Origin of the sequence: Sphingomonas sp. (assembly GCF_051962185.1) — a bacterium.
In the GTDB taxonomy this organism is placed as follows: Bacteria; Pseudomonadota; Alphaproteobacteria; order Sphingomonadales; family Sphingomonadaceae; genus Sphingomonas.
In genome coordinates this window covers 1-20,108 of sequence record NZ_JBQCCN010000140.1, presented here as the reverse complement: position 1 = coordinate 20,108, position 20,108 = coordinate 1, and the positions used below count along the sequence as shown (strand labels likewise).

Here is a 20,108-nt window from a genome sequence, read left to right as displayed (position 1 = left end):
TCGCCCGTCGCGCGGTTGAGGTAGAGCGCGATCGGCACGCCCCAGGCGCGCTGGCGGCTGATCACCCAGTCGGGGCGCCCCTCGACCATCGAGCGGATGCGGTTCTGGCTGCGTTCGGGCACCCAGCGCGTGCGTTCGATCGAATCGAGCGCGATCTCGCGCAGGGTCGGGCCATTGCCCTGGGCATGGCCGAGCGACGGGGCGAACCCGGCGAGGTCGCCGGGCTCGGGCAGATCGATCGCGACCGCCGCGGCATTCTCGCTGGTCTGTGCCTGGTCCATCGGGATGAACCATTGCGGCGTGCAGCGGAAGATCACCTTGGCCTTGGACCGCCAGCTGTGCGGATAGCTGTGCTGGAAATCGTCCGACGCGGCGAGCAGCCCCCCCGCCTCGCGCAGGTCGGCGCAGATCGGCCCGTCCGAAGCCACGAACTTCTTGTTGATGACGCTGCCCTGCCCGCCCAGCCACAGCCAGTCGGGACGGTAGAAACCGGCGCCGTCGACCGCGAACACCGGATCGATGCCGTGCGCCTTGCACAGCAGGAAGTCGTCCTCGCCATGATCGGGCGACATATGGACGAGGCCGGTACCGGCGTCGGTGGTGACGAAATCGCCAGCCAGGAACGGCCGCGGCTTGGCGAAGAACCCGCCGAGCTTGTGCATCGGGTGGCGAGCGACGGCGCCGGCGAGGTCCGAGCCCTTCAAAGTCCGAAGAACATGAAGTGTACCGCTGACGAAGGCCTCGTTGCCGCGTTCTACGCGCTCTCTCCAAATATTCTTGAGCTTAGACGCGATCAAATAACGACGCGCCGTCGATTGGTGAGCCACGAGTTCGTATTCAACGTCAGGCCCATAAGCCAAAGCCTGGTTGACCGGGATCGTCCATGGTGTCGTCGTCCAGATCACCGCATGCGCGCCGACCAGCTCCGGCGCGTTCGGCGCCTCCGTGATCTCGAACGCCACGTCGATCTGGGTCGAGACGATGTCCTCATACTCGACCTCGGCTTCGGCGAGCGCGGTCTTCTCGACCGGCGACCACATCACCGGCTTGGCGCCGCGATAAAGCTGGCCGCTCTCGGCGAACTTGAGCAATTCGCCGACGATCGCCGCCTCGGCGTCATACTTCATGGTGAGATAGGGATCGTCCCAATCGCCCATTACGCCCAGCCGCTTGAACTGCTCGCGCTGCACATCGACCCATTTGGCCGCATAGGCGCGGCATTCGGCGCGGAACTGGTCGACCGGGACCTGGTCCTTGTCGAGCTTCTTGTCCTTGTATTGCTTCTCGACCTGCCATTCGATCGGCAGGCCGTGGCAGTCCCAGCCGGGCACGTAGGGCGCGTCCTTGCCGAGCAGCGACTGGCTGCGGACGATGATGTCCTTCAGCACCTTGTTCATCGCATGGCCCATGTGGATGTCGCCATTGGCGTAGGGCGGGCCGTCGTGCAGGATCCAGCGCTGGCGCCCCGCGCGCTGGGTGCGCAGCTTGCCGTAGAGGTCCATCGCTTCCCACCGCGCGAGAATCGCCGGTTCCTTCTGCGCTAGGCCGGCCTTCATCGGGAAGTCGGTCTTGGGCAGGAAGACGGTGTCGCGATAATCGACGGCGGCGGGCGTTTCGTCAGTCATAGGTCGGCGGCGTTTAGCGGTAGCAATGAGCCCTGTCATCACTCCCCTTCTCCCCTTGTGGGAGAAGGGGGGAGCCGCGCGAAGCGCGGCGGAGGGATGAGGGGGAATGGCAAGAGGGAAAGACTCCCCCTCACCCTTCCGCGCCTCCGGCGCTCCCTCCCTCTCCCACAAGGGGAGAGGGAGTTTAGGCATCCAGCTTACGTCGTGCCCAGCAACCGCTTCGCCGTCGCCACATCGTCGGCGATCTGCGCCATCAGCGCGTCCATCCCGTCGAACTTCGCCTCGGGCCGGATGAAGTCGACCAGGTCGACCTCGATCGTCTGCCCGTACAGATCGCCGGAAAAATCGAAGAAATACGGCTCGAGCAATTCCTTGGGCGGATCGAAGCTCGGCCGCACGCCGAGATTCGCGGCACCATCGACCACCCGGCCGTCGGGCAACCGCCCGCGTACCGCATAGATGCCGAAGGCCGGGCGCAGGTAGTTCGCCATGTCGATATTCGCGGTCGGGAAGCCCAATGTCCGCCCGACCTTGTCGCCGTGCTGCACGACGCCCTCGATCGCATAAGGCCGGGTCAGCAGCCTCGCCGCCTCGCGGGGATCGCCGTTGCGCAGGGCCTCGCGGATGCGGGTCGAGGAGACGGTGACGCCGTCGAGCTGAACCGGTGCGATCGTGTCGACGGTGAAGCTGTGCCGCTCGCCCAAGGCGCGCATCAGCGGGATATCGCCGCTCCGCGCCTTGCCGAACGTGAAGTCCTCGCCGGTCGACACGCCGGCGACGCCCAGATCGCGGATCAGCCGCTCGCCGACGAATTCCTCCGCCGACAGCCCGGCCAGCGCGGCATCGAACTCGAACACGTACATCGCGTCGACGCCCGCCGCCGCGAACAGCCGCGCGCGCTGGTCCATGCTGGTCAGTCGGAAATAGGCGCTGTCCGGCCGGAAATAGCGCATCGGGTGCGGATCGAAGGTCGCGACGATCGCCGGTCGGCCCGCGGCACGCGCACGCTCGATCGCTCGGCCGACCACTGCCTGGTGGCCGAGGTGAAACCCGTCGAAATTGCCGAGCGCGACATAGCCCCCGCGAAGGTGATCGGGCAGTGTCGAGCCGCTGGAAAGCCGCTCCATGGCGTGCGCCTATAAGGGGCTCAATTCTCCGGCGCCATCCCCGCGGTCAGCACGCGGATCACGTTGCCGCCCATCACCTTGCGGATGTCGTCGTCCGAGAAACCGCGATCGATCAGCGCCTGGGTGATCGCGGCGACCTGGCTCGCGTCGAACCCGGTGGTCACCGCGCCGTCGAAATCGGAGCCCAGGCCGACATGGTCGATCCCGACCAGGTCGCGGACATAGGCGATCGCCTTGGCCGCATCCTCCGGCCTGGTCGAGCAAATCGCGGCGTCCCAATAGCCGATGCCGATCACCCCGCCTGTCTTCGCGATGCCGCGGATCTCGTCGTCGGTCAGGTTGCGGTTGACCTTGCACGTCGCCTGGACGCCGCCATGGCTCGAGACGATCGGGCGGCGCGCCATCGCGATCACTTCGGCGACGGTCTGGTGGCTCGAATGCGCGACGTCGACCACCATGCCGAGCTGTTCCATCCGTCTGACGACCGCGCGGCCGAGCGGAGTCAGCCCGCCCTTCTTCACGCCGTGCATCGAGCCGGCGACGTCATTGTCGAAGAAATGCGCGAGGCCGGCCATGCGGAAGCCCGCCGCGTACAGCTTGTCGAGATTGCCGATCTTGCCCTCGAGGTCCTGCAGTCCCTCGATCGACAGCATGGCGCCGACCGGCGGGGTCGGCACCATGGTGGCGATGCTGTGGGGTTGCGTGGCCCATCTCTTGGGATCGGCGCGATCGGCGATCAGCTTCTGCAAATCGGCGGACGAGGTGATCAGCCGCAACTGTCCGTCCGAGCGATCGGCGAACCCCTTCAATTTCTCGGCATGATAGAGCGAGCGCTGGAGCAGCGAATTCCACGTCCTGGTCGGCTGGAGGTCGGCCATGACCAAGGTGGTAATCTGGTCGGAGTCGCCCGAATTGGCGTCGTAATTCTGGTTCTTCGGCGTCTTGGTCACCGACGAGAAGACCTGCAGCGCGTAGTGGCCCGCCTGGAGCCGCGGCAAGTCGACCTGGCCGCGGTCGGACCGGTTCAGCAAGTCCCGTTTCCACAGCAAGGTGTCGGCATGCATGTCGGCGACGTCGAGCGTCTTCTGCAAGGCGAGTGCGCGCGGCGTGACCTTGAGCGCGACGGGGTCGACCTTGTTCATGGACTTTTCGACGATGCCGGGCGCGAGGAGGAAGAAGAGGATCACGGCGATGACGATCAGTGCCGCAATTCCCAGCAGCCATTTGCGCATATCGTCCCTCCCCCATCGTCATCCCGGGCTTGTCCCGGGATCCGCCGTGCAACGAGCAATTCCGGTCGTGATGTGCGGCACGGCAGGCCCCGGCACAAGCCTGTCCTGAGCGCCGCCGCAGGCGGCGTCGAAGGGGCCCGGGGTGACGGTTGTGGCTAGGGTCGAGCGAGAGTCACGAAGCTATAGGCTGGGCGACCGTCGACGACCGGATGGTCCTCGCGCGCCGTTTCACGCCAGCCGGTGAACGCGGGCACCGTCGCGTCCCCTTCCGGCTCCGAATGAATCTCGGTCAGCTCGACTCGGTCGGCGCGATCTAGGAACAACGCGAACACTTCCGCCCCGCCGATCACGGCCGCATCGTCCCCACCCAGTGCCAGCGCGTCCTCGACCGAATGCACCACCTCGGCCCCGTCGGCATGCCATGTCGCATCGCGCGTCAACACGATGTGCCGCCGCCCGGGCAGCGGCGACGGGAAGCTCTCGAACGTCTTCCTTCCCATGATCATCGGCTTGCCCATGGTCAGTGCCTTGAAGCGCTTGAGATCGGCGGGCAGGTGCCAGGGAAGTTTTCCGTCCCGCCCGATCACGCCGTTGTCGGCGCGCGCGAGGACGAAGGTGATGCAGGGATCGGGCATAAAGCGGGTTCCTAGGGTGCGACCGCGTCGCCTGGCGTGCCGTACAGCACCCGCCATTGCGGCGCATAGCCGGTGTCGCGCACGGTGCTGCCGTGGAACGGGTTGGGACTGCGCGTGCCAATCCCCGGCGGCAGGTCGCGATCGAACACCAGTATATGATCGGCCGGAATGCGGAGCGCGCGATAGGATTGCGCCAACAGATCGGCGGTCTTCTCGCGCCGGTGATATTCGGCGAACCAGCGCGCGGCCGGGGTCGCGCCGGTGCCGTCGATCCACGGCGCCAGCTTGCGGCCGGGCAAGGTGAAATCCCAGGGGCTCGAGAACAGGACGACGCGGCGCACCATGTGCTGGCGCGCGATATAGGCGGCCATGCCGGCGCCTTGCGACAGGCCCGAGACGACGATGCGGTCCCAGCGCGGCCGGTTGCCGTCGAGATAGCCACCCCAGCCCTCGCCCGGCGCACCGCGGTCGAGAGCCCGCAATGCCGCGACCAGCCGATTGGTGATCGATTCGGCCGCCGAATTCACGACTCCGGGAGCACCCGGGCCGCTGCCGTCGACCCGCATGCGCCGGAAATTGGCCGAGCAATCCGGATCGGCGGTGCGCGGGCAGACCCCGACCACCGCGGGCGTGTCGTCATATTCGACGCCGAGCGCACGATAGCCCTGATCGGCGATGACGCCGAGCAACTCGCGCGTATTGACCGGTCGCCCGCCCGTACCCGGCAGGAAGATGACCAGCGGCGCATCGGGCGAGAGGCCCGCCTTGCTGACCGCCACGCTCGGATCGTCATAGCTCTTCACCGCCGGATCGGCCGCGGAGGGCGTGATCAGTCGCTCGATGAGTGGCGGTCGGGCCACGACCGGCGCGGCGATGAGACAGGCGGCAAGCAGAGCGGTGCCGGGCAACGACGAGCGGGCGAAGATGCGGATCGGCGACATGAATGCCCCCTATTTGGCGATCGTGAAGGCGGTCAGGCTCCGGCCGCGGTGTGCTGCGAGTAAAGCGCCCGCCAACGCCCCCCCTGATAGACGAATATGTCACACGAACTGACCGGGTCGCCGGCGCCCGCTTTGGTCGATATCCAGGTCAGGATCGCGGTGTCGCCGGCAATCGTCACGGTCGGGCGGCTCGGGTGCTCGGCCCGCCACTTCGCGACGCGCGCGGCCATGTCGGGCGAATTGCCGCGAGCGCGCGCCCTGCCCACGATATCGGCCTTGCTGCTTACCTTGCCGTCATTGCCGACCGAGCGGTAGCCGTCGATGAGCAACCGGTCGAGGAAGTCGCCGTCGCCCCTGATCTCGGCCTGGAGCCAGGCATCGTCCGCGGCGACCACCGCCCCCGTATCGTGCGGCTCCGGCGCGGCGGTTGCCGCGAGCAGCAGGGGCGCCATCGCCAACATCGCCAGCTTCATGCGTGCTCTCCTCCAGATGGGCGGCTCAGACCGCGACAGGTGCCTTGATGTGCGCCTGGGCCTCATAGCCGACGAGCTGGAAGTCCTCATACTCATAGGCGTCGATCGACGGCGGCTTGCGCAGGATTTCGAGCCTGGGCAGCGGCCCGGGGGCACGGCCGAGTTGCTCGCGCGCCTGGTCGAGATGGTTCGAATAGAGGTGGCAATCGCCACCGGTCCAGACGAACTCGCCGACCTCAAGCCCTGCCTGCTGCGCCAGCATGTGGGTCAGGAGCGCATAGCTCGCGATGTTGAACGGCACGCCGAGGAAGATGTCGGCCGAACGCTGGTAGAGCTGGAGCGAGAGCTTGCCGTCGGCGACATAGCATTGGAACAGGCAATGGCACGGCGCCAGCGCCATGGCGTGGAGTTCGCCCGGATTCCACGCGCTCACCACCATCCGCCTGCTGGCGGGATTGACCTTGAGCGTCTCGATCAGCTCGGCGATCTGGTCGATATGGCCGCCCTCCGCGGTCGCCCAGTCGCGCCATTGCTTGCCGTAGACCGGGCCGAGGTCGCCATTCTCGTCGGCCCATTCGTCCCAGATGCTGACCTTGCGATCCTGTAGCCACTTCACGTTGGTGTCGCCGCGCAGGAACCACAGCAATTCGACGACGATCGACCTGAGGTGCAGCTTCTTGGTGGTCAGCACCGGGAAGCCCTGCGCGAGGTCGAAGCGCATCTGGTGGCCGAACACCGAGCGCGTGCCGGTCCCGGTCCGGTCCATCTGCTCGGCGCCATGGTCGAGCGCGCGCTGCATCAGGTCGAGATATTGCCGCATGGACTGGGTTTACCGTGCCCGAAGGATGCCGCCAAGCCGAGCCGGCGCGGCGGCTGTGGACAAGTGACCGCTCAGGAAGCGGTCGGCGTCGCCGCCGGCGACGGCACCAGCCGGCAAGCGCGGATGTCCTTGGGCTCGGGGCGCGGGCCGACCGCCTTGAACCGCGCGAGATAGCCGCCCGCCGAGGGCATGTCGTCGAGCGACACGAGCTTGTAGCCGACCGCGGCGAACTCGCATTGCAGCAATTTGGGCGGGGTGCCGTGATTCTGGGTGTGGCGATTGGCGTCGACCACGATCACTTCGCCGTCGGGCTTGAGCGACGGGCGCATCCGCCAGAGGAATTCGTAGGGCTGCTCGATCTCATGGTACATGTGGACCATCAGGATGCGGTCGAAGCTCGCGTCGGGCAGTTTGGGATTGGCGGGCAGACCGAGCTTGACGCTGACATTGTCGAGCCGGTCGCGCGCCACGCGCTCGGCCAGCGCGTCACGCACTTCGGGCACGATATCCTCGGCCAGCACGCGGCCGTCCTTGCCGACGCGGCTCGCCAGGCGGATCGTGTAATAACCCTCGCCCGCGCCGATGTCGGCGACGGTCATGCCCTTGGCGATGCCCGCCTTGTTCATCACTTCGCCGGCTTCGTTGAGCCGATCGCGGGCCTCCTCGGTCGACCAGCGCGGCGAGATGATCTGGGCGACCGGGCGATCGGCGGCGGGGAACGGACCGACGTCGTCCTGCTGGTTTCGCACGACCGCGGGACCGCCGTCGCACGCGGCCAACAGCAGCGCCGCAATCAGGATCGCCCCCGGGCGAAGCATCAGTCGACGTCCTCCACCTCGACCGTCTCGCCGGTCACGCGCTGCGATAGCGCAGCCGCCATGAAGGCGTCGAGATCGCCGTCGAGCACGTCGGACGGGCTGGTCGAGGTCACGCCGGTGCGCAAGTCCTTCACCAGCTGGTACGGCTGCAGCACATAGCTGCGGATCTGGTGGCCCCAGCCGATATCGGTCTTGGTCGCGTTGACCGCATTGGCCTCTTCCTCGCGCTTTCTCAGCTCGTGCTCGTAGAGGCGGGCGCGAAGCTGGTTATAGGCTTCGGCTTTGTTCTTGTGTTGGCTGCGCTGGTTCTGACAGGCGACGACGATGCCGGTCGGCAGATGGGTGATGCGCACTGCCGAATCGGTCGTGTTGATGTGCTGGCCGCCCGCGCCCGACGAGCGATAGGTGTCGATGCGCAGCTCGCTCTCGTTGATCTCGATCTCGATCGAATCGTCGATCACCGGATAGACCCACACGCTCGAAAAGCTGGTGTGGCGGCGCGCCGAGCTGTCGTAGGGGCTGATCCGCACCAGGCGGTGCACGCCGCTCTCGGTCTTGGCATAGCCATAGGCATTCTCGCCCTTGAGCAGCAGCGTCGCCGACTTGATCCCGGCCTGTTCGCCGGCGTGATAGTCGACCAGTTCGACCTTCATGCCGCGCCGTTCCGCCCAGCGCGAAGACATGCGCTGCAGCATCTCGGCCCAGTCCTGGCTCTCGGTGCCGCCGGCGCCGGCGTTGATCTCGACATAGGTGTCGTTGGCATCGGCCTCGCCGGCCAGCAGCGCCTTGACCTTGTCGGCTTCGGTGCGCGTCGCGAGTTCGGCCAGCGCCTCGACCGCCTGGCCTTCCATGTCGGAATCGCCCTCGGCCTCGGCCATCTCGACCAATTCGACATTGTCGCGGAGTTCGCTCTCGATCGCGCGCGTCGCGGTGATCGCCTCGTCGAGCCGGCGGCGTTCGCGCATGACTTCCTGCGCCGCCTTGGGATTGTCCCACAGGCTCTGGTCCTCGACGCGCGCGTTGAGCTCGTCGAGCCGGCGCAAGGCGCGGTCCCAATCGAGAAAGCGGCGCAGCAGCGCCAGCGCGTCATTGATCGTATCGACATGCGATTGCGCTTCGGCGCGCATCGGGAAACTCCAAATTCCAGTTCGTCGCCCCGGCGGAGGCCGGGGCCGTTATGTAAGAAGAACGGTCGTCTGCCGCCAGCGGCCCCGGCGTTCACCGGGGCGACGACCTAGTAGATACCGCCCTGCCGTTGCAAGAAATCGCCGTCGCCGTTCGAATCCTTGGGCTTGCTCTCCTGCGGCACCGCCTTGGTCGCTTCGGGCAGCGGCACGTCGCGCCGGATCGGCGAGCGGCGGGTCTCGCTTTCCGGCTTGAACGCTTCCCAGATGACCTGTGGCTTGGGATCGCCGCCCGGCGACGGCCAGGCACCGAATACCGGCTTGCCGGAGATGCGATCGACGCGGACCATGCGGATGCCCGGCGGCGCGCGGAACGGGATCTTGGGCAGGCCGTCATAGGCCTTGATCGCCCATTCCTTGAAGATCGGCGCCGAGATCGTGCCGCCCTGGGCGTAGCCGCCCAAGGCGCTCGGCCGGTCATAGCCGAGATAGACGCCGGCGATCATCTGCGGCGTGCCGCCGATGAACCACACGTCGGTCGGGCCCGAATTGGTGCCGGTCTTGCCGAACATCGGCCGGTCGAGGTCGCGCAGCACCGTCGCGGTGCCACGCAGGATCACGCCTTCGGCGATATGGACGATCTGGAACGCGCTCTGGGCATCGACGATCTGCTTCAGCTTGACCACCGGGCGCGGCATCGGCTTGCCGTTCCAGTCGGGCGCGTTGCAGCGATCGCACGGCCGCCAGTTCTCCGGCCAGATCACGTTGCCGCGGCGATCCTGGACATAGTCGACCAGGGTCGGCGCGCGTCCCTTACCGCCATTCTCCAGGATCGAATACGCGTTGACCATGCGCTGCACGGTGGTTTCGCCGGCGCCCAGCGAGAACGACAGATAGGGCGGATATTTGCCGACGCCGATATCGTTCATCAGCTTGACGACATTCTGCATGCCGGTCTGCGCGGCGATCCGCACCGTCATCAGGTTGCGCGACTGTTCGAGGCCCCAGCGCATCGTATGCGAGCCCGATCCGCCCTCGCCGCCGAAATTACGGAAGCATTTCGCATATTGCGTGCCCTGGTTGACGCAATAGGGACTGTCCTGGACCATCGAGGACGGCGTCAACCCGTTCTCCAGCGCGGCGGTATAGACGATCGGCTTGATCGTCGACCCGGGCTGGCGCAACGCCTGGGTCGCGCGATTGAACGACTGGACGCGGTTGTCGAACCCGCCCTGCATCGCCAGCACGCGGCCGGTGGCGGGCTGCTCGACGATGAAACCGCCCGATACCTTGGGCAAAGTCTTCAACACATAAGAGCCACCCGACGGCGCCACCGCGATGACGTCGCCGACCTTGATCGCGCCCGACGCCGGACCGCCGACGCCACGGACCGGCATCGATGCGGCGCCGCGCGGCAGCGTGCCGGTCGAGCCGTCCGAGAAACCAAGCTTGAAGTCGCCGCCGTCGTCGATCACCACGCCGGCGCGCCAATCCTCGTAATCGAGCGCGATGTTGCTGGCGAGCAAGGCGTTGAGCCAATTCTTCGACACGTCGACATGGCCGAGCGGCCCGGTCCAGCCACGATTGCCGTCATAGCGCAGCAACCCGTCGCGCAGTGCCTTTTGCGCCAGCGCCTGCTGCTTGGGATCGAACGAGGTCCGCACCCACAGGCCGCCGCCATAGACGCTGAACGGATTGCGGCCGCCGTCCGACGCCTCGCCGAACTTGTCGATCAACTGGCGGCGCACTTCCTCGATGAAATAGCCGGGCGACGATTCGAATTGCTGGGTGCGCTTGTTGACGGTGTCGAGCGGCTGGGCCACCGCCCAATCGTGCTGCTGCTGGGTGATGTAGCCATTGGCCTGCATCTCCCCCAGCACCCAGTTGCGCCGCGCCGTCGCGCGCGCCGTCTGGCGGTCCGGATCGTAATTGGCCGGGCCCTTGGGCAAGATCGCCAGATAGGCGAATTGCGGCAGTGAGAGCTGGTCGAGATCCTTGTCGAAATAGGCGCGCGACGCGGCCTGGACGCCATAGGCATTGCGGCCGAGAAAGATGGTGTTGAGATAGATTTCCAGGATCTGCTGCTTGGTCAGCACATCCTCGATGCGATAGGCGAGGATCGCCTCCTTGAGCTTGCGGGTGTAGCTGCGCTCGTTGCCGACCAGCAGGTTCTTGGCGACCTGTTGCGTGATGGTCGAGGCGCCGCGCGCATGCTTGCTGCGCAGATTGTCGATCAATGCCGAGACGATGCCCGGATAATCGACGCCGTGGTGCGAGAAGAAGGTCTTGTCCTCGGCCGACAGATAGGCGGCGACGAGCAATTTGGGATATTCATCGAACTTGAGCTGGACGCGGCGTTCGCGGGCGAAGGTGAACACCGGCATGCCGTTGGTGTCGCGGACGTTCGACGGCAGATCGGGCTCATAGGTCTTGAGCCGGTCGACCGACGGCAGGTCGCGCGCGATCAGCAGCCAGATCAGCAGCCACGCGATGCCCCACAGCGCCGCCAGCACGACGAGCACCTTGACCCACCAGCGCTTCCACGCGTTGCGCATGAAGCCGGCCGCTCCGCCGACCTCACGCTTGATCCGCAGGTTGATCGTTTCCGAACTGTCAGCCGCCATAACCGGCAGGCCTTAGCAGGTCCGACGGCTCTTGCCAGCGTTTCAGCGCATCAATTCGACGCAAGCTTCCTGGCGAAATTGATCTCCACCGCGCGCTCGACGCTCTCGGCGATGCGTCGCCGGCCCTCGGGCGAATCGAGGAACGCCGCATCCTTGGGGTTGGAGATATAGCCCGTCTCGAACAGCACCGAGGGCATGTCGGGCGCCTTCAACACGACCAGCGAGGCGAATTTGTGGAAAGCCGGGCGTAGCGGGATGTTCGGCTCCGCCTCGCGACCGAGCAGGCGGGCGAACGCGGCCGAGGCGTTCATCGTCTCGCGCTGCGTCAGGTCGATCAGGATCGACGAGACGTCGGCATTCTCGGTGCCGAGGTCGACGCCGGCGATGACGTCGGCCTTGTTCTCGCGCGCGGCCAGCTTGGCCGCTTCCTTGTCCGACGCGACTTCGGACAAGGTATAGACGGATGCCCCCGACGCGTCGCCCGCCCCGACGCTGTCGCAATGGATCGAGATGAACAGGTCGGCGTGGAGCTTGCGCGCGACGCCATAGCGTTCCTGCAGCACCAGGAAACGGTCGTCCTCGCGCGTCAGGGCGACGCGGACGCGGCCCGATTTGAGCAATTCGTCGCGGATCGCCTTGGCGATGCGCAAGGTCACGTCCTTTTCCTTGAGCCCGCTGGTCGGCGAGATCGCGCCGGGATCGAACCCGCCATGACCGGCGTCGATCACCACCAGCGGCCGGCTGGGATCGCCGTCGATCCGCGGCAGCGCGAGCGTCTTGCTGGCGGGCGGCACCGGGATCGATACCGAATAGCGCGTGCCGGCATCGCCGGTATCGGCGAAATTGAAGGGCGGAAGATAGCTCATCCGCCCGGCCGCCGCGGCGCGCGCGAAGCCGGCATCGTCGGTAGTCTTGAGCTGGAGCGTCAGCACGCGGCCGCCTTCGCCGAAACTGCCTTCGGTCACCACGGCGGGGCGAGTCAGGTCGAACACCACGCGCGCGCCGTCGTCGCGCGCACCTTCGCGCACCGCGTCGACCACGCCGCCGGTCTCGACCGTGCCGCCGGGCGTCGCGTCGGCGACGTCGAGCGCGACACGCCGCGGCGAGGCCAGGAGGAAGCTCGAGGCGTCGGCGACCTTTTGGTCGAACGTCACGACGATCGCGTCATGCCGCACTTCGACGCGCTGGATCGTCGCAGCCCAGGCGGGGCTGCCGCCGAACCACAGGGCCAGCATGGCAAGAATGAACGACACACGCACGTAATGGCGCGCGGGCCGGTAACCGGTCCAGCGAAAAACCATCAGGAAGAACCCCTTTTACTCGCCCTTCGAGAACAGGGTTACCGGCGCGCTCACTCAAAGTCGGTGAAACGAGAGGGTTAATCGGCCGTTCGGCATCTTTTTGCCGCGCGGGCGGCAGAAACCTGCCAGTTGAAGCGCGCGATGGCAGGTGCTACCTGATCCATAACCGGCGCCGTGACAGTGATTTGTACGGAGTTCGCCGGCCCCACGGCCGCCCCGGCGTTCATCGGCAGGCGGCCCATCAGGTTGACGCTCGAATGATGCATTTCCCCCGCCTTGTGCTCGAACCGGCCTCCGCCGGCGGGCGCGTTGGCGCGGGTGCCCCGGCCGTGATGCCCGGGCGTGCGCGGCGAGCAGACGCACATCCACCATCCCGCATTCACCGGCCGCGGCATGACACTCCGCCGGCCGGCACCGCGCGACTTATCGGCGCGCCCCTATCCTTGTTGAAGGACCGGCGCGCCCGGAGAGAAAATAATGACCATGCGTATGTTGATCGACGCACGCCACCGGGAGGAAACCCGGGTGGCGGTCGTCAAGGGAAACCGCATCGAGGAATTTGATTTCGAGAGTGCCGAGCGCAAGCAGCTCAAGGGCAACATCTATCTAGCCAAGGTTACCAGGGTCGAGCCGTCGTTGCAGGCGGCGTTCGTCGATTACGGCGGCAATCGCCACGGCTTCCTGGCCTTTTCGGAAATCCACCCCGATTACTATCAGATCCCCAAGGAGGATCGCGACGCGCTGCTTCGCGAAGAGGCCGAGCACGCCGCCGAAGAGGCTGCGCTGCGCGCGGAGCTCGACGCCGAGGAAGATGCCTATGAAGAGGGCCACGAGCCTTCGGAAGAGGAGATCGAGCGGCTCGACGACGACGGCGCCCCCGATGAGGAAGTCGCCGCCGAGCACGAGAGCCGTGGCCGGCGCCGCAAGGACAACGGGTCGGAGGACCAGGTCGAGGCGCTGCGCCAGCGCCGCATGAACCTGCGCCGCCGCTACAAGATCCAGGACGTGATCCGCCGCCGCCAGGTGCTGCTGGTCCAGGTCGTCAAGGAAGAGCGCGGCAACAAGGGCGCGGCGCTGACCACCTATCTGTCGCTCGCCGGCCGCTATTGCGTGCTGATGCCGAACACGTCGCATGGCGGCGGCATTTCGCGGAAGATCTCCAACGCGTCGGACCGCAAGCGCCTGAAGACGATCATGGCGGAGCTGAAGCTGCCGCCGTCGATGGGCTGCATCGTCCGCACTGCGGGCCTCCAGCGCACCAAGACCGAGATCAAGCGCGACTTCGATTATCTCGCCCGCCTGTGGGACGGCATCCGCGAGACGACCTTGCAATCGTCGGCGCCGGCGCTCGTCTATGGCGACAGCGACCTGATGAAGCGGGCGATCCGCGACATCTACAACAAGGACATCGACGAGGTGATCGTCGAGGGCGATGACGGCTATCGCCAGGCCAAGGAGTTCATGAAGCTCCTGATGCCGAGCCATGCCCGCCGCGTGAAGCATTACAGCGACCCGGTGCCGCTGTTCCAGCGCGCCGGCGTCGAGGATCAGCTGTCGGCGATGTACCACCCGGTGGTGCAGCTGAAGTCGGGCGGCTACCTCGTCATCAACCCGACCGAGGCGCTCGTCTCGATCGACATCAACTCGGGCCGGTCGACGCGCGAACACAATATCGAGCAGACCGCGACCGCGACCAACCTCGAGGCCGCACAGGAGATCGCGCGCCAGCTGCGCCTGCGCGACATGGCCGGCCTCGTCGTCATCGACTTCATCGACATGGACAACGGATCCAATGTCCGGAAGGTCGAGAAGGCGATGAAGGAGGCGCTAAAGAACGATCGCGCCCGCATCCAGGTCGGCCGCATCTCGAGCTTCGGCCTGATGGAAATGAGCCGCCAGCGCCTACGCACCGGCGTGCTCGAGGCTTCGACCCGCCAATGCCCGCATTGCGAAGGCACCGGTCTGGTCCGCACCGCCTCGTCGGCGGGCCTGTCGGCGCTGCGCATGATCGAGGACGAGGCCGCGCGCGGCCGCGGCTCGCAGATCACGCTGCGCGCCTCGCAGGAAGCCGCGTTCTACGTCCTCAACCGCAAGCGCGCCGACATCGCCGAGATCGAGGAGCGCTACGGCGTCCAGGTCGTCATCCTGTCCGACGGCGAAACCGAGGGCGCGCGCATGACGGTCGAGGCCTCGGGCCCGCCGCCGGCGCACGCGCCGCGCTTCGAGGCGCTGATCGAGGAAGAGGAAGAGGATTTCGTCGAGGAGGATCTCGACGAGGAAGAGGACGAAGAGGAAGAAGCCGAGGAAGCGCGCGGCGGACGCGGTGAGCGTCGCGAGCGGTCGGACGACGACGGCGAAGGCGGCCGCAAGCGTCGTCGTCGCCGTCGTGGCCGCCGCGGCCGCGGTCGCCCCGAGGCCGAGGCGGGCGAGGATGCCGTCACTCAGCAGCCCGAGGACGGCGACGCCGAGGGCGGGGAGCAGGAAGCTGCCGAGCATCCCGGCGAGAGCGAGGGCGAAGGCGAAACGCGCGGCCGTCGCCGTCGCCGTGGCCGTCGCGGCGGACGCCGGACCGAGGGCGCAGCCGACGCCGCGACCGAGGTCGAAGAAGCCGATGCCGCCGACGCCGGCGCCGTGATCACCACGCACGCCAATCCCGATGTGCCGGTCGCAGTCGAGCCCGATGCGACGCCCGAAGCGGAAGCCGCGCCGAAGCGCTCGCGCCGCCGCCCCAAGGCGCGGATCGCCGAGGAAGCGGCGGCGACGACCGCCGCGGTCGAAGCGCCGGCCGAGCCCGAACCGGTCGCCGAGGAACCCGCGCCCAAGCCCAAGCGCAGCCGCAAGAAGGCAGTGCCCGTCGCCGAGGCCGTGGCTCCGGTTGCGGAAGCGCCCGCCGCGGCCGAAGCCGAGCCCGCCGCTGTGGAAGCGGCCGAGCCCGCGCCCAAGCCCAAGCGCAGCCGCAAGAAGGCAGCGCCCGCCGAAGCCGAGGCCCCTATCCCGTCGCCGGCGGCCGCCAATGACGCCGACGAAACGCCGGTCGCCGCCGATGCCGATGGCGCCGCGCCGGCCGACGAAGCCGCCGGCGACGGCGACAACGAAGGCGACGGATCGCCGCGCCGCGGCTGGTGGCAGCGTACCTTCGGCGCGTGATGCAGATGCCGACCCCTTGCGCTTCATGGCGGGTTCAACCGCCGGGGCGCAGGGGATCGGGCGCGCGCGGCGCGGGATTTGAACGGATGACCGGACGATGAAGCGACTGATCGCGTTGTTCGCGACCGCGATCCTGCTCTGGACGCAACCGGCTTATGCCCAGGGCATCCTGCGCGACGCCGAGACCGAATCGCTGTTCAAGGACATGTCGCGGCCGATGATCCTGGCCGCCGGGCTGTCGCCGGCCAACGTTCAGGTCCTGCTGATCCAAGACGATTCGATCAACGCCTTCACCGCGGGCGGGCAGACCGTCTACATAAACTCGGGCCTGATCGAGGCGGCGGATAACGCCAACCAGGTTCAGGGCGTGATCGCGCACGAGCTGGGGCATGTCGCCGACGGGCATGTCATTCTCAGCGACGCCGGCGCCAAGCCCGCCATGGGCATCTCGCTGCTCAGCCTGGTGCTCGGCAGCGCGGCGATGGCGGCCGGCGCGGGCGATGCCGGGGCCGGTATTCTCGCCGCCGGCCAGCAGGCCGCGATGGGGAAATATCTGGCGTTCAGCCGGGTGCAGGAAGCGACTGCCGACGCGACCGGTGCGAAGTTTCTGCGCGAAGGCAATGTCAGCGGCAAGGGGATGATCGACTTCTTCAAGAAGCTGGCCAATGAGGAATATCGCTACGGCCTGCAGAATATCGATCCGTTCGCGCAGACCCATCCGCTGTCGAACGAGCGTATCAATACGCTTTACGCCGATCTCAAATCGTCCCCGGCCTGGAACAATCCCCCTGACACCGCGCTTGACGACCGCTTCAAGCGGGTCAAGGCGAAGCTGACCGGCTATGTCGATCCCTATGCGACCACGCTCAACAAATATCCGGAGAGCGACCAGTCGATCTATGGCCATTACGCCCGGGCTTACGCCTGGCACAAAGCGGGCTATCCCGACAAAGCCGATGCGGAAACGCGCGCGCTGCTCAAGCTGAAGCCGCACGACCCCTATTTCCTGGAAATTCGCGGGCAGATCCTGCTCGAAGCCGGCCGGCCGGCCGACGCGCTGACGCCGCTCAAGGAAGCCACCGAGTTGTCGCAATACAACCCGCTGATCGCGACGACCTATGGTCACGCGCTGATCGCGACCGAGGACAAGACCAATTATCCCGAGGCGATCCGCGTCCTCAAGATCGCCACCAACAAGGACGACGACAATCCGTTCGGCTGGTTCCAGCTCGGCACCGCTTATGAATTGTCGGGCGACAGCGCCCGCGCCTCGCTCGCGGCCGCCGAACAGGCCAGCCTGACCGGCGAGACCGCGCGCGCCGTCGTCAGCGCCCGCACGGCGATGGCCAACCTGCCGCCCAACAGCTCGGACTGGATTCGCGCCCAGGATATCGCGATGACCGGCCAGAACGAACTTGACGACAAGAAGCACAAGAGAAGATGACCGGTTTCCTTTCTTCCCGTGCCGCGCTTCCGATCGTCGCGGCGCTCGCCGCCTTGCTCGGCGCCGGCGCGACCTGGCTGGTCCAGCGTCCGACCAATGGCGCCCAGATTCGCGACTATCTGCTGACCCATCCCGAAGTGTTGCCCGAAGCGATGCAGAAATTGCAGGAGCGCGAGGCGGCCGAGCAGTCGAAGCAGACCGGGGCGTTCATCGCCGCCAATCGCGACCGCATCTTTCCGGCATTGGGCAGCGCTTGGGCGGGCAATCCCAACGGCGATGTCACGGTCGTGGAATATCTCGATTACAATTGTGGCTATTGCCGCGCGAGTTTGCCGATTCTCGACAAACTGGTGGCTTCGGATCCCCAGGTGAAGGTCGTTTTCCGGGAGCTTCCGGTGTTGAGCGAGGAGAGCAAGGTCGCCGCGCGCTACGCCGTGGTCGCCGCCAAACAGGGCAAGTATCGCGCGCTCCACGATGCCCTCTATGCCGGCGGCCCGCTGAGCGACGCGAGCATGGATGCCGCCCTGCAAAAGGCCGGTCTCGACCCCGCGCAGACCAAGGCCGCCGCCAAGGCGCCCGAGGTGACCGGCATCATCGAGAACAATCTGGCGATGGCCGCGCCGCTCGGCATGTCGGGCACACCGACCTGGGTGATCGGCGACAAGGTGCTGTCGGGCATGCAACCGCTAGAGGCGATGCAGGCGGCGGTCGCGGCGGCGCGGAGAAAATAACCTGGGTTACGCCCGTTGCGCGCGCAACTGGCTGGTCCCATCTTCCCCGTCTCTAGGGGAATTGCATGACCGAACCGATCCTGAGCGTCCGCGGCGTTTCAAAGACCTATGCCTCGGGCGTCCACGCGCTCCACGCCGTCGATCTGGACATCGAGAAGGGCGAGATCTTCGCGTTGCTCGGGCCGAACGGCGCGGGCAAGACGACGCTGATCAGCATCATCTGCGGCATCGTCACGCCAAGCTCGGGTACGATCACCGTCGGCGGCAGCGACGCGATCCATCAGCCCAAGCGCGCACGGCGCCAGATCGGGCTGGTGCCGCAGGAACTCGCCACCGACATGTTCGAGACGGTCGAGGCGACCTGCCGCTTCAGCCGCGGGCTGTTCGGCCTGCCGCAGCATTCGGACCATATCGACGAGGTGCTCAAGGACTTGTCGCTCTACGACAAGCGCAAGTCGAAGATCATGGAGCTGTCGGGCGGCATGAAGCGCCGCGTGCTGATCGCCAAGGCGCTCAGCCACGAGCCCGACATCCTGTTCCTAGACGAGCCCACCGCGGGCGTTGACGTGAATCTGCGCCGCGACATGTGGAAACTGGTCCACAAGCTGCGCGACAAGGGCACCACGATTATTCTGACTACCCATTATATCGAGGAGGCCGAGGAAATGGCCGATCGCGTCGGCGTGATCTCGGGCGGCAAGTTGCTGGTGGTCGACGAGAAAGCCGCGCTGATGAAGAAGCTCGGCAAGCGCGAACTCGACATCGCGCTCAACGAAGCGATGAGCGGCCTGCCGGCCGATCTCGACGAATGGCATCTGAGCCTCGAAAACGAGGGCAAGACCTTGCGCTACGTGTTCGACGCCCAGGCCGAGCGGACCGGCATCCCCTCGCTGCTGCGCAAGCTCGGCGAAATGAATATCGGCTTCAAGGACCTCGAGACCTCGAAATCGAGCCTTGAGGACATCTTCGTCGATCTGGTGAAGGAGGGCGCGAAGTGAGTATGAACCTGTTCCTCCCCGCTTGCGGGGAGGGGGACCAAGGCGCGCAGCGGCTTGGTGGAGGGGCTTCTCCCTTCGCGAGTCCGTTGGCGCAAAGCCCCTCCACCATGCCTTCGGCATGGTCCCCCTCCCCGCAAGCGGGGAGGATGGCATGAATGTCCACGGCATCCTGGCCATCTACAAATTCGAGATGGCGCGTGCGCTGCGCACGCTCTGGCAAAGCCTGGTCACCCCGGTGATCACCACCAGCCTGTATTTCGTCGTGTTCGGCGGCGCGATCGGGTCGCGGATCAGCCAGGTCGGCGGGGTCGGCTATGGCAGTTTCATCGTCCCCGGGCTGATCATGCTCTCCTTGCTCACCCAGTCGATCAGCAATGCCTCGATCGGCATCTATTTCCCCAAGTTCACGGGCACGATCTTCGAACTGCTGTCGGCGCCGATCAACTCGATGGAGATGGTGCTGGGCTATGTCGGCGCGGCGGCGACCAAGTCGGTGATCCTCGGCCTGATCATCCTGGCGACCGCGGCGTTCTTCGTGCCGATCCCGATCCATCATCCGTTCGCGATGATCGCGTTCCTGCTGCTGACCAGCATCGCGTTCAGCCTGTTCGGCTTCATCATCGGGGTCTGGGCCAAGGGGTTCGAGCAACTGAACTTCGTCCCCGCCCTGCTGATCACGCCGCTCACCTTCCTCGGCGGCGCCTTCTACTCGATCGACATGCTGCCGCAGCCGTGGCGGACGGTCAGCCTGTTCAACCCGGTCGTGTATCTCGTGAGCGGCTTCCGCTGGAGCTTCTTCGACAAGGGCGATGTCGACATATTGGTCAGCCTGGCGGCGACCGGCGGATTCCTGATCGTTTGCCTCGGCGTGATCGCGTGGATTTTCCGGACGGGGTACCGATTGAAGAACTAGACTCGTTTTCTGACTGATTGAATCGAATGGGGATTCCCAAGCGGGTTGAGATCTGATTCAACCTGGTGGCTGGGGATGGAGGCCAGCGATCATGGCGAGACCCTATTCGAATGATCTCCGGGAGCGAGCGGCGTCGGCGGTGGCGTCGGGCCGCA

The 20,108-nt window shown here is 66.4% G+C and carries 17 protein-coding genes; 5 read left to right on the top strand and 12 right to left on the bottom strand.

Annotated features, from left to right (window positions below):
* The 12 genes from ACTHJR_RS08545 to ACTHJR_RS08490 form a co-directional block, all read right to left on the bottom strand.
* The coding region (locus tag ACTHJR_RS08545) for an isoleucine--tRNA ligase (RefSeq protein ID WP_440522705.1) at positions 1-1,625 on the bottom strand (1,625 nt) is incomplete at its 3' end.
* 197 nt (positions 1,626-1,822) lie between these two features.
* Positions 1,823-2,752: a bifunctional riboflavin kinase/FAD synthetase gene (locus tag ACTHJR_RS08540; protein WP_440522704.1), complete on the bottom strand. Its 930-nt coding sequence runs from the start codon at positions 2,750-2,752 to the stop codon at positions 1,823-1,825.
* Positions 2,753-2,772: 20 nt separating this feature from the next.
* Positions 2,773-3,984, bottom strand: a complete 1,212-nt coding sequence (locus tag ACTHJR_RS08535; protein WP_440522703.1) for a dipeptidase — start codon at positions 3,982-3,984, stop codon at positions 2,773-2,775.
* Positions 3,985-4,139: 155 nt separating this feature from the next.
* Positions 4,140-4,619 carry a dihydrofolate reductase gene (locus tag ACTHJR_RS08530; protein ID WP_440522702.1) on the bottom strand — a complete coding sequence of 160 codons (480 nt, stop codon included), beginning with the start codon at positions 4,617-4,619 and terminating at the stop codon, positions 4,140-4,142.
* Between the two features lie 11 nt (positions 4,620-4,630).
* Positions 4,631-5,560, bottom strand: a complete 930-nt coding sequence (locus ACTHJR_RS08525) for a BPSS1187 family protein (RefSeq protein WP_440522701.1) — start codon at positions 5,558-5,560, stop codon at positions 4,631-4,633.
* Positions 5,561-5,592: 32 nt separating this feature from the next.
* Complete coding sequence (locus tag ACTHJR_RS08520) at positions 5,593-6,033, bottom strand: nuclear transport factor 2 family protein (protein ID WP_440522700.1); 441 nt, start codon at positions 6,031-6,033, stop codon at positions 5,593-5,595.
* Between the two features lie 25 nt (positions 6,034-6,058).
* On the bottom strand, positions 6,059-6,853 hold the full coding sequence (locus tag ACTHJR_RS08515) for a thymidylate synthase (RefSeq protein WP_440522699.1): 795 nt from the start codon (positions 6,851-6,853) through the stop codon (positions 6,059-6,061).
* 71 nt (positions 6,854-6,924) lie between these two features.
* Entirely contained in the window at positions 6,925-7,671 is a 747-nt protein-coding gene (locus ACTHJR_RS08510) for a class I SAM-dependent methyltransferase (RefSeq protein ID WP_440522698.1), read from the bottom strand.
* Positions 7,671-8,798 (bottom strand): peptide chain release factor 2, encoded by a 1,128-nt coding sequence (prfB, locus tag ACTHJR_RS08505; RefSeq protein ID WP_440522697.1) that lies wholly within the window; start codon positions 8,796-8,798, stop codon positions 7,671-7,673. The genes ACTHJR_RS08510 and prfB overlap by 1 nt, the downstream gene beginning before the upstream one ends.
* A gap of 107 nt (positions 8,799-8,905) precedes the next feature.
* Positions 8,906-11,419: a penicillin-binding protein 1A gene (locus tag ACTHJR_RS08500; RefSeq protein WP_440522696.1), complete on the bottom strand. Its 2,514-nt coding sequence runs from the start codon at positions 11,417-11,419 to the stop codon at positions 8,906-8,908.
* Positions 11,420-11,469: 50 nt separating this feature from the next.
* Positions 11,470-12,720, bottom strand: coding sequence for an N-acetylmuramoyl-L-alanine amidase family protein (locus ACTHJR_RS08495; RefSeq protein WP_440522695.1), 1,251 nt, complete (start codon positions 12,718-12,720; stop codon positions 11,470-11,472).
* A gap of 77 nt (positions 12,721-12,797) precedes the next feature.
* The gene (locus ACTHJR_RS08490) at positions 12,798-13,115 is read right to left on the bottom strand and encodes a hypothetical protein (RefSeq protein ID WP_440522694.1); all 318 of its coding nucleotides are present in this window, start codon (positions 13,113-13,115) and stop codon (positions 12,798-12,800) included.
* 94 nt (positions 13,116-13,209) lie between these two features.
* On the opposite strand from ACTHJR_RS08490, the gene ACTHJR_RS08485 reads away from it, so the two are divergent.
* From ACTHJR_RS08485 to ACTHJR_RS08465, 5 genes are all read left to right on the top strand, one after another.
* Complete coding sequence (locus ACTHJR_RS08485; RefSeq protein ID WP_440522706.1) at positions 13,210-15,867, top strand: Rne/Rng family ribonuclease; 2,658 nt, start codon at positions 13,210-13,212, stop codon at positions 15,865-15,867.
* A gap of 97 nt (positions 15,868-15,964) precedes the next feature.
* Entirely contained in the window at positions 15,965-17,311 is a 1,347-nt protein-coding gene (locus ACTHJR_RS08480) for a M48 family metalloprotease (protein WP_440522693.1), read from the top strand.
* Positions 17,308-18,042: a DsbA family protein gene (locus ACTHJR_RS08475; protein WP_440522692.1), complete on the top strand. Its 735-nt coding sequence runs from the start codon at positions 17,308-17,310 to the stop codon at positions 18,040-18,042. Before ACTHJR_RS08480 ends, ACTHJR_RS08475 begins: the two co-directional genes overlap by 4 nt.
* A 65-nt stretch (positions 18,043-18,107) precedes the next feature.
* Positions 18,108-19,040: an ABC transporter ATP-binding protein gene (locus ACTHJR_RS08470; protein ID WP_440522691.1), complete on the top strand. Its 933-nt coding sequence runs from the start codon at positions 18,108-18,110 to the stop codon at positions 19,038-19,040.
* Between the two features lie 151 nt (positions 19,041-19,191).
* Positions 19,192-19,953, top strand: coding sequence for an ABC transporter permease (locus tag ACTHJR_RS08465; RefSeq protein ID WP_440522690.1), 762 nt, complete (start codon positions 19,192-19,194; stop codon positions 19,951-19,953).
* Positions 19,954-20,108: the final 155 nt, after the last annotated feature.

Excerpts from the sequence above, each read along its gene's own strand:
- ACTHJR_RS08540 (WP_440522704.1), bottom strand. The coding sequence starts at position 2,752 with ATGGAGCGGCTTTCCAGCGGCTCGACACTGCCCGATCACCTTCGCGGG.
- ACTHJR_RS08535 (WP_440522703.1), bottom strand. The coding sequence starts at position 3,984 with ATGCGCAAATGGCTGCTGGGAATTGCGGCACTGATCGTCATCGCCGTG.
- ACTHJR_RS08530 (WP_440522702.1), bottom strand. The coding sequence starts at position 4,619 with ATGCCCGATCCCTGCATCACCTTCGTCCTCGCGCGCGCCGACAACGGC.
- ACTHJR_RS08525 (WP_440522701.1), bottom strand. The coding sequence starts at position 5,560 with ATGTCGCCGATCCGCATCTTCGCCCGCTCGTCGTTGCCCGGCACCGCT.
- ACTHJR_RS08520 (WP_440522700.1), bottom strand. The coding sequence starts at position 6,033 with ATGAAGCTGGCGATGTTGGCGATGGCGCCCCTGCTGCTCGCGGCAACC.
- ACTHJR_RS08515 (WP_440522699.1), bottom strand. The coding sequence starts at position 6,853 with ATGCGGCAATATCTCGACCTGATGCAGCGCGCGCTCGACCATGGCGCC.
- ACTHJR_RS08510 (WP_440522698.1), bottom strand. The coding sequence starts at position 7,671 with ATGCTTCGCCCGGGGGCGATCCTGATTGCGGCGCTGCTGTTGGCCGCG.
- prfB (WP_440522697.1), bottom strand. The coding sequence starts at position 8,798 with ATGCGCGCCGAAGCGCAATCGCATGTCGATACGATCAATGACGCGCTG.
- ACTHJR_RS08500 (WP_440522696.1), bottom strand. The coding sequence starts at position 11,419 with ATGGCGGCTGACAGTTCGGAAACGATCAACCTGCGGATCAAGCGTGAG.
- ACTHJR_RS08495 (WP_440522695.1), bottom strand. The coding sequence starts at position 12,720 with ATGGTTTTTCGCTGGACCGGTTACCGGCCCGCGCGCCATTACGTGCGT.
- ACTHJR_RS08490 (WP_440522694.1), bottom strand. The coding sequence starts at position 13,115 with ATGCCGCGGCCGGTGAATGCGGGATGGTGGATGTGCGTCTGCTCGCCG.
- ACTHJR_RS08485 (WP_440522706.1), top strand. The coding sequence starts at position 13,210 with ATGTTGATCGACGCACGCCACCGGGAGGAAACCCGGGTGGCGGTCGTC.
- ACTHJR_RS08480 (WP_440522693.1), top strand. The coding sequence starts at position 15,965 with ATGAAGCGACTGATCGCGTTGTTCGCGACCGCGATCCTGCTCTGGACG.
- ACTHJR_RS08475 (WP_440522692.1), top strand. The coding sequence starts at position 17,308 with ATGACCGGTTTCCTTTCTTCCCGTGCCGCGCTTCCGATCGTCGCGGCG.
- ACTHJR_RS08470 (WP_440522691.1), top strand. The coding sequence starts at position 18,108 with ATGACCGAACCGATCCTGAGCGTCCGCGGCGTTTCAAAGACCTATGCC.
- ACTHJR_RS08465 (WP_440522690.1), top strand. The coding sequence starts at position 19,192 with ATGAATGTCCACGGCATCCTGGCCATCTACAAATTCGAGATGGCGCGT.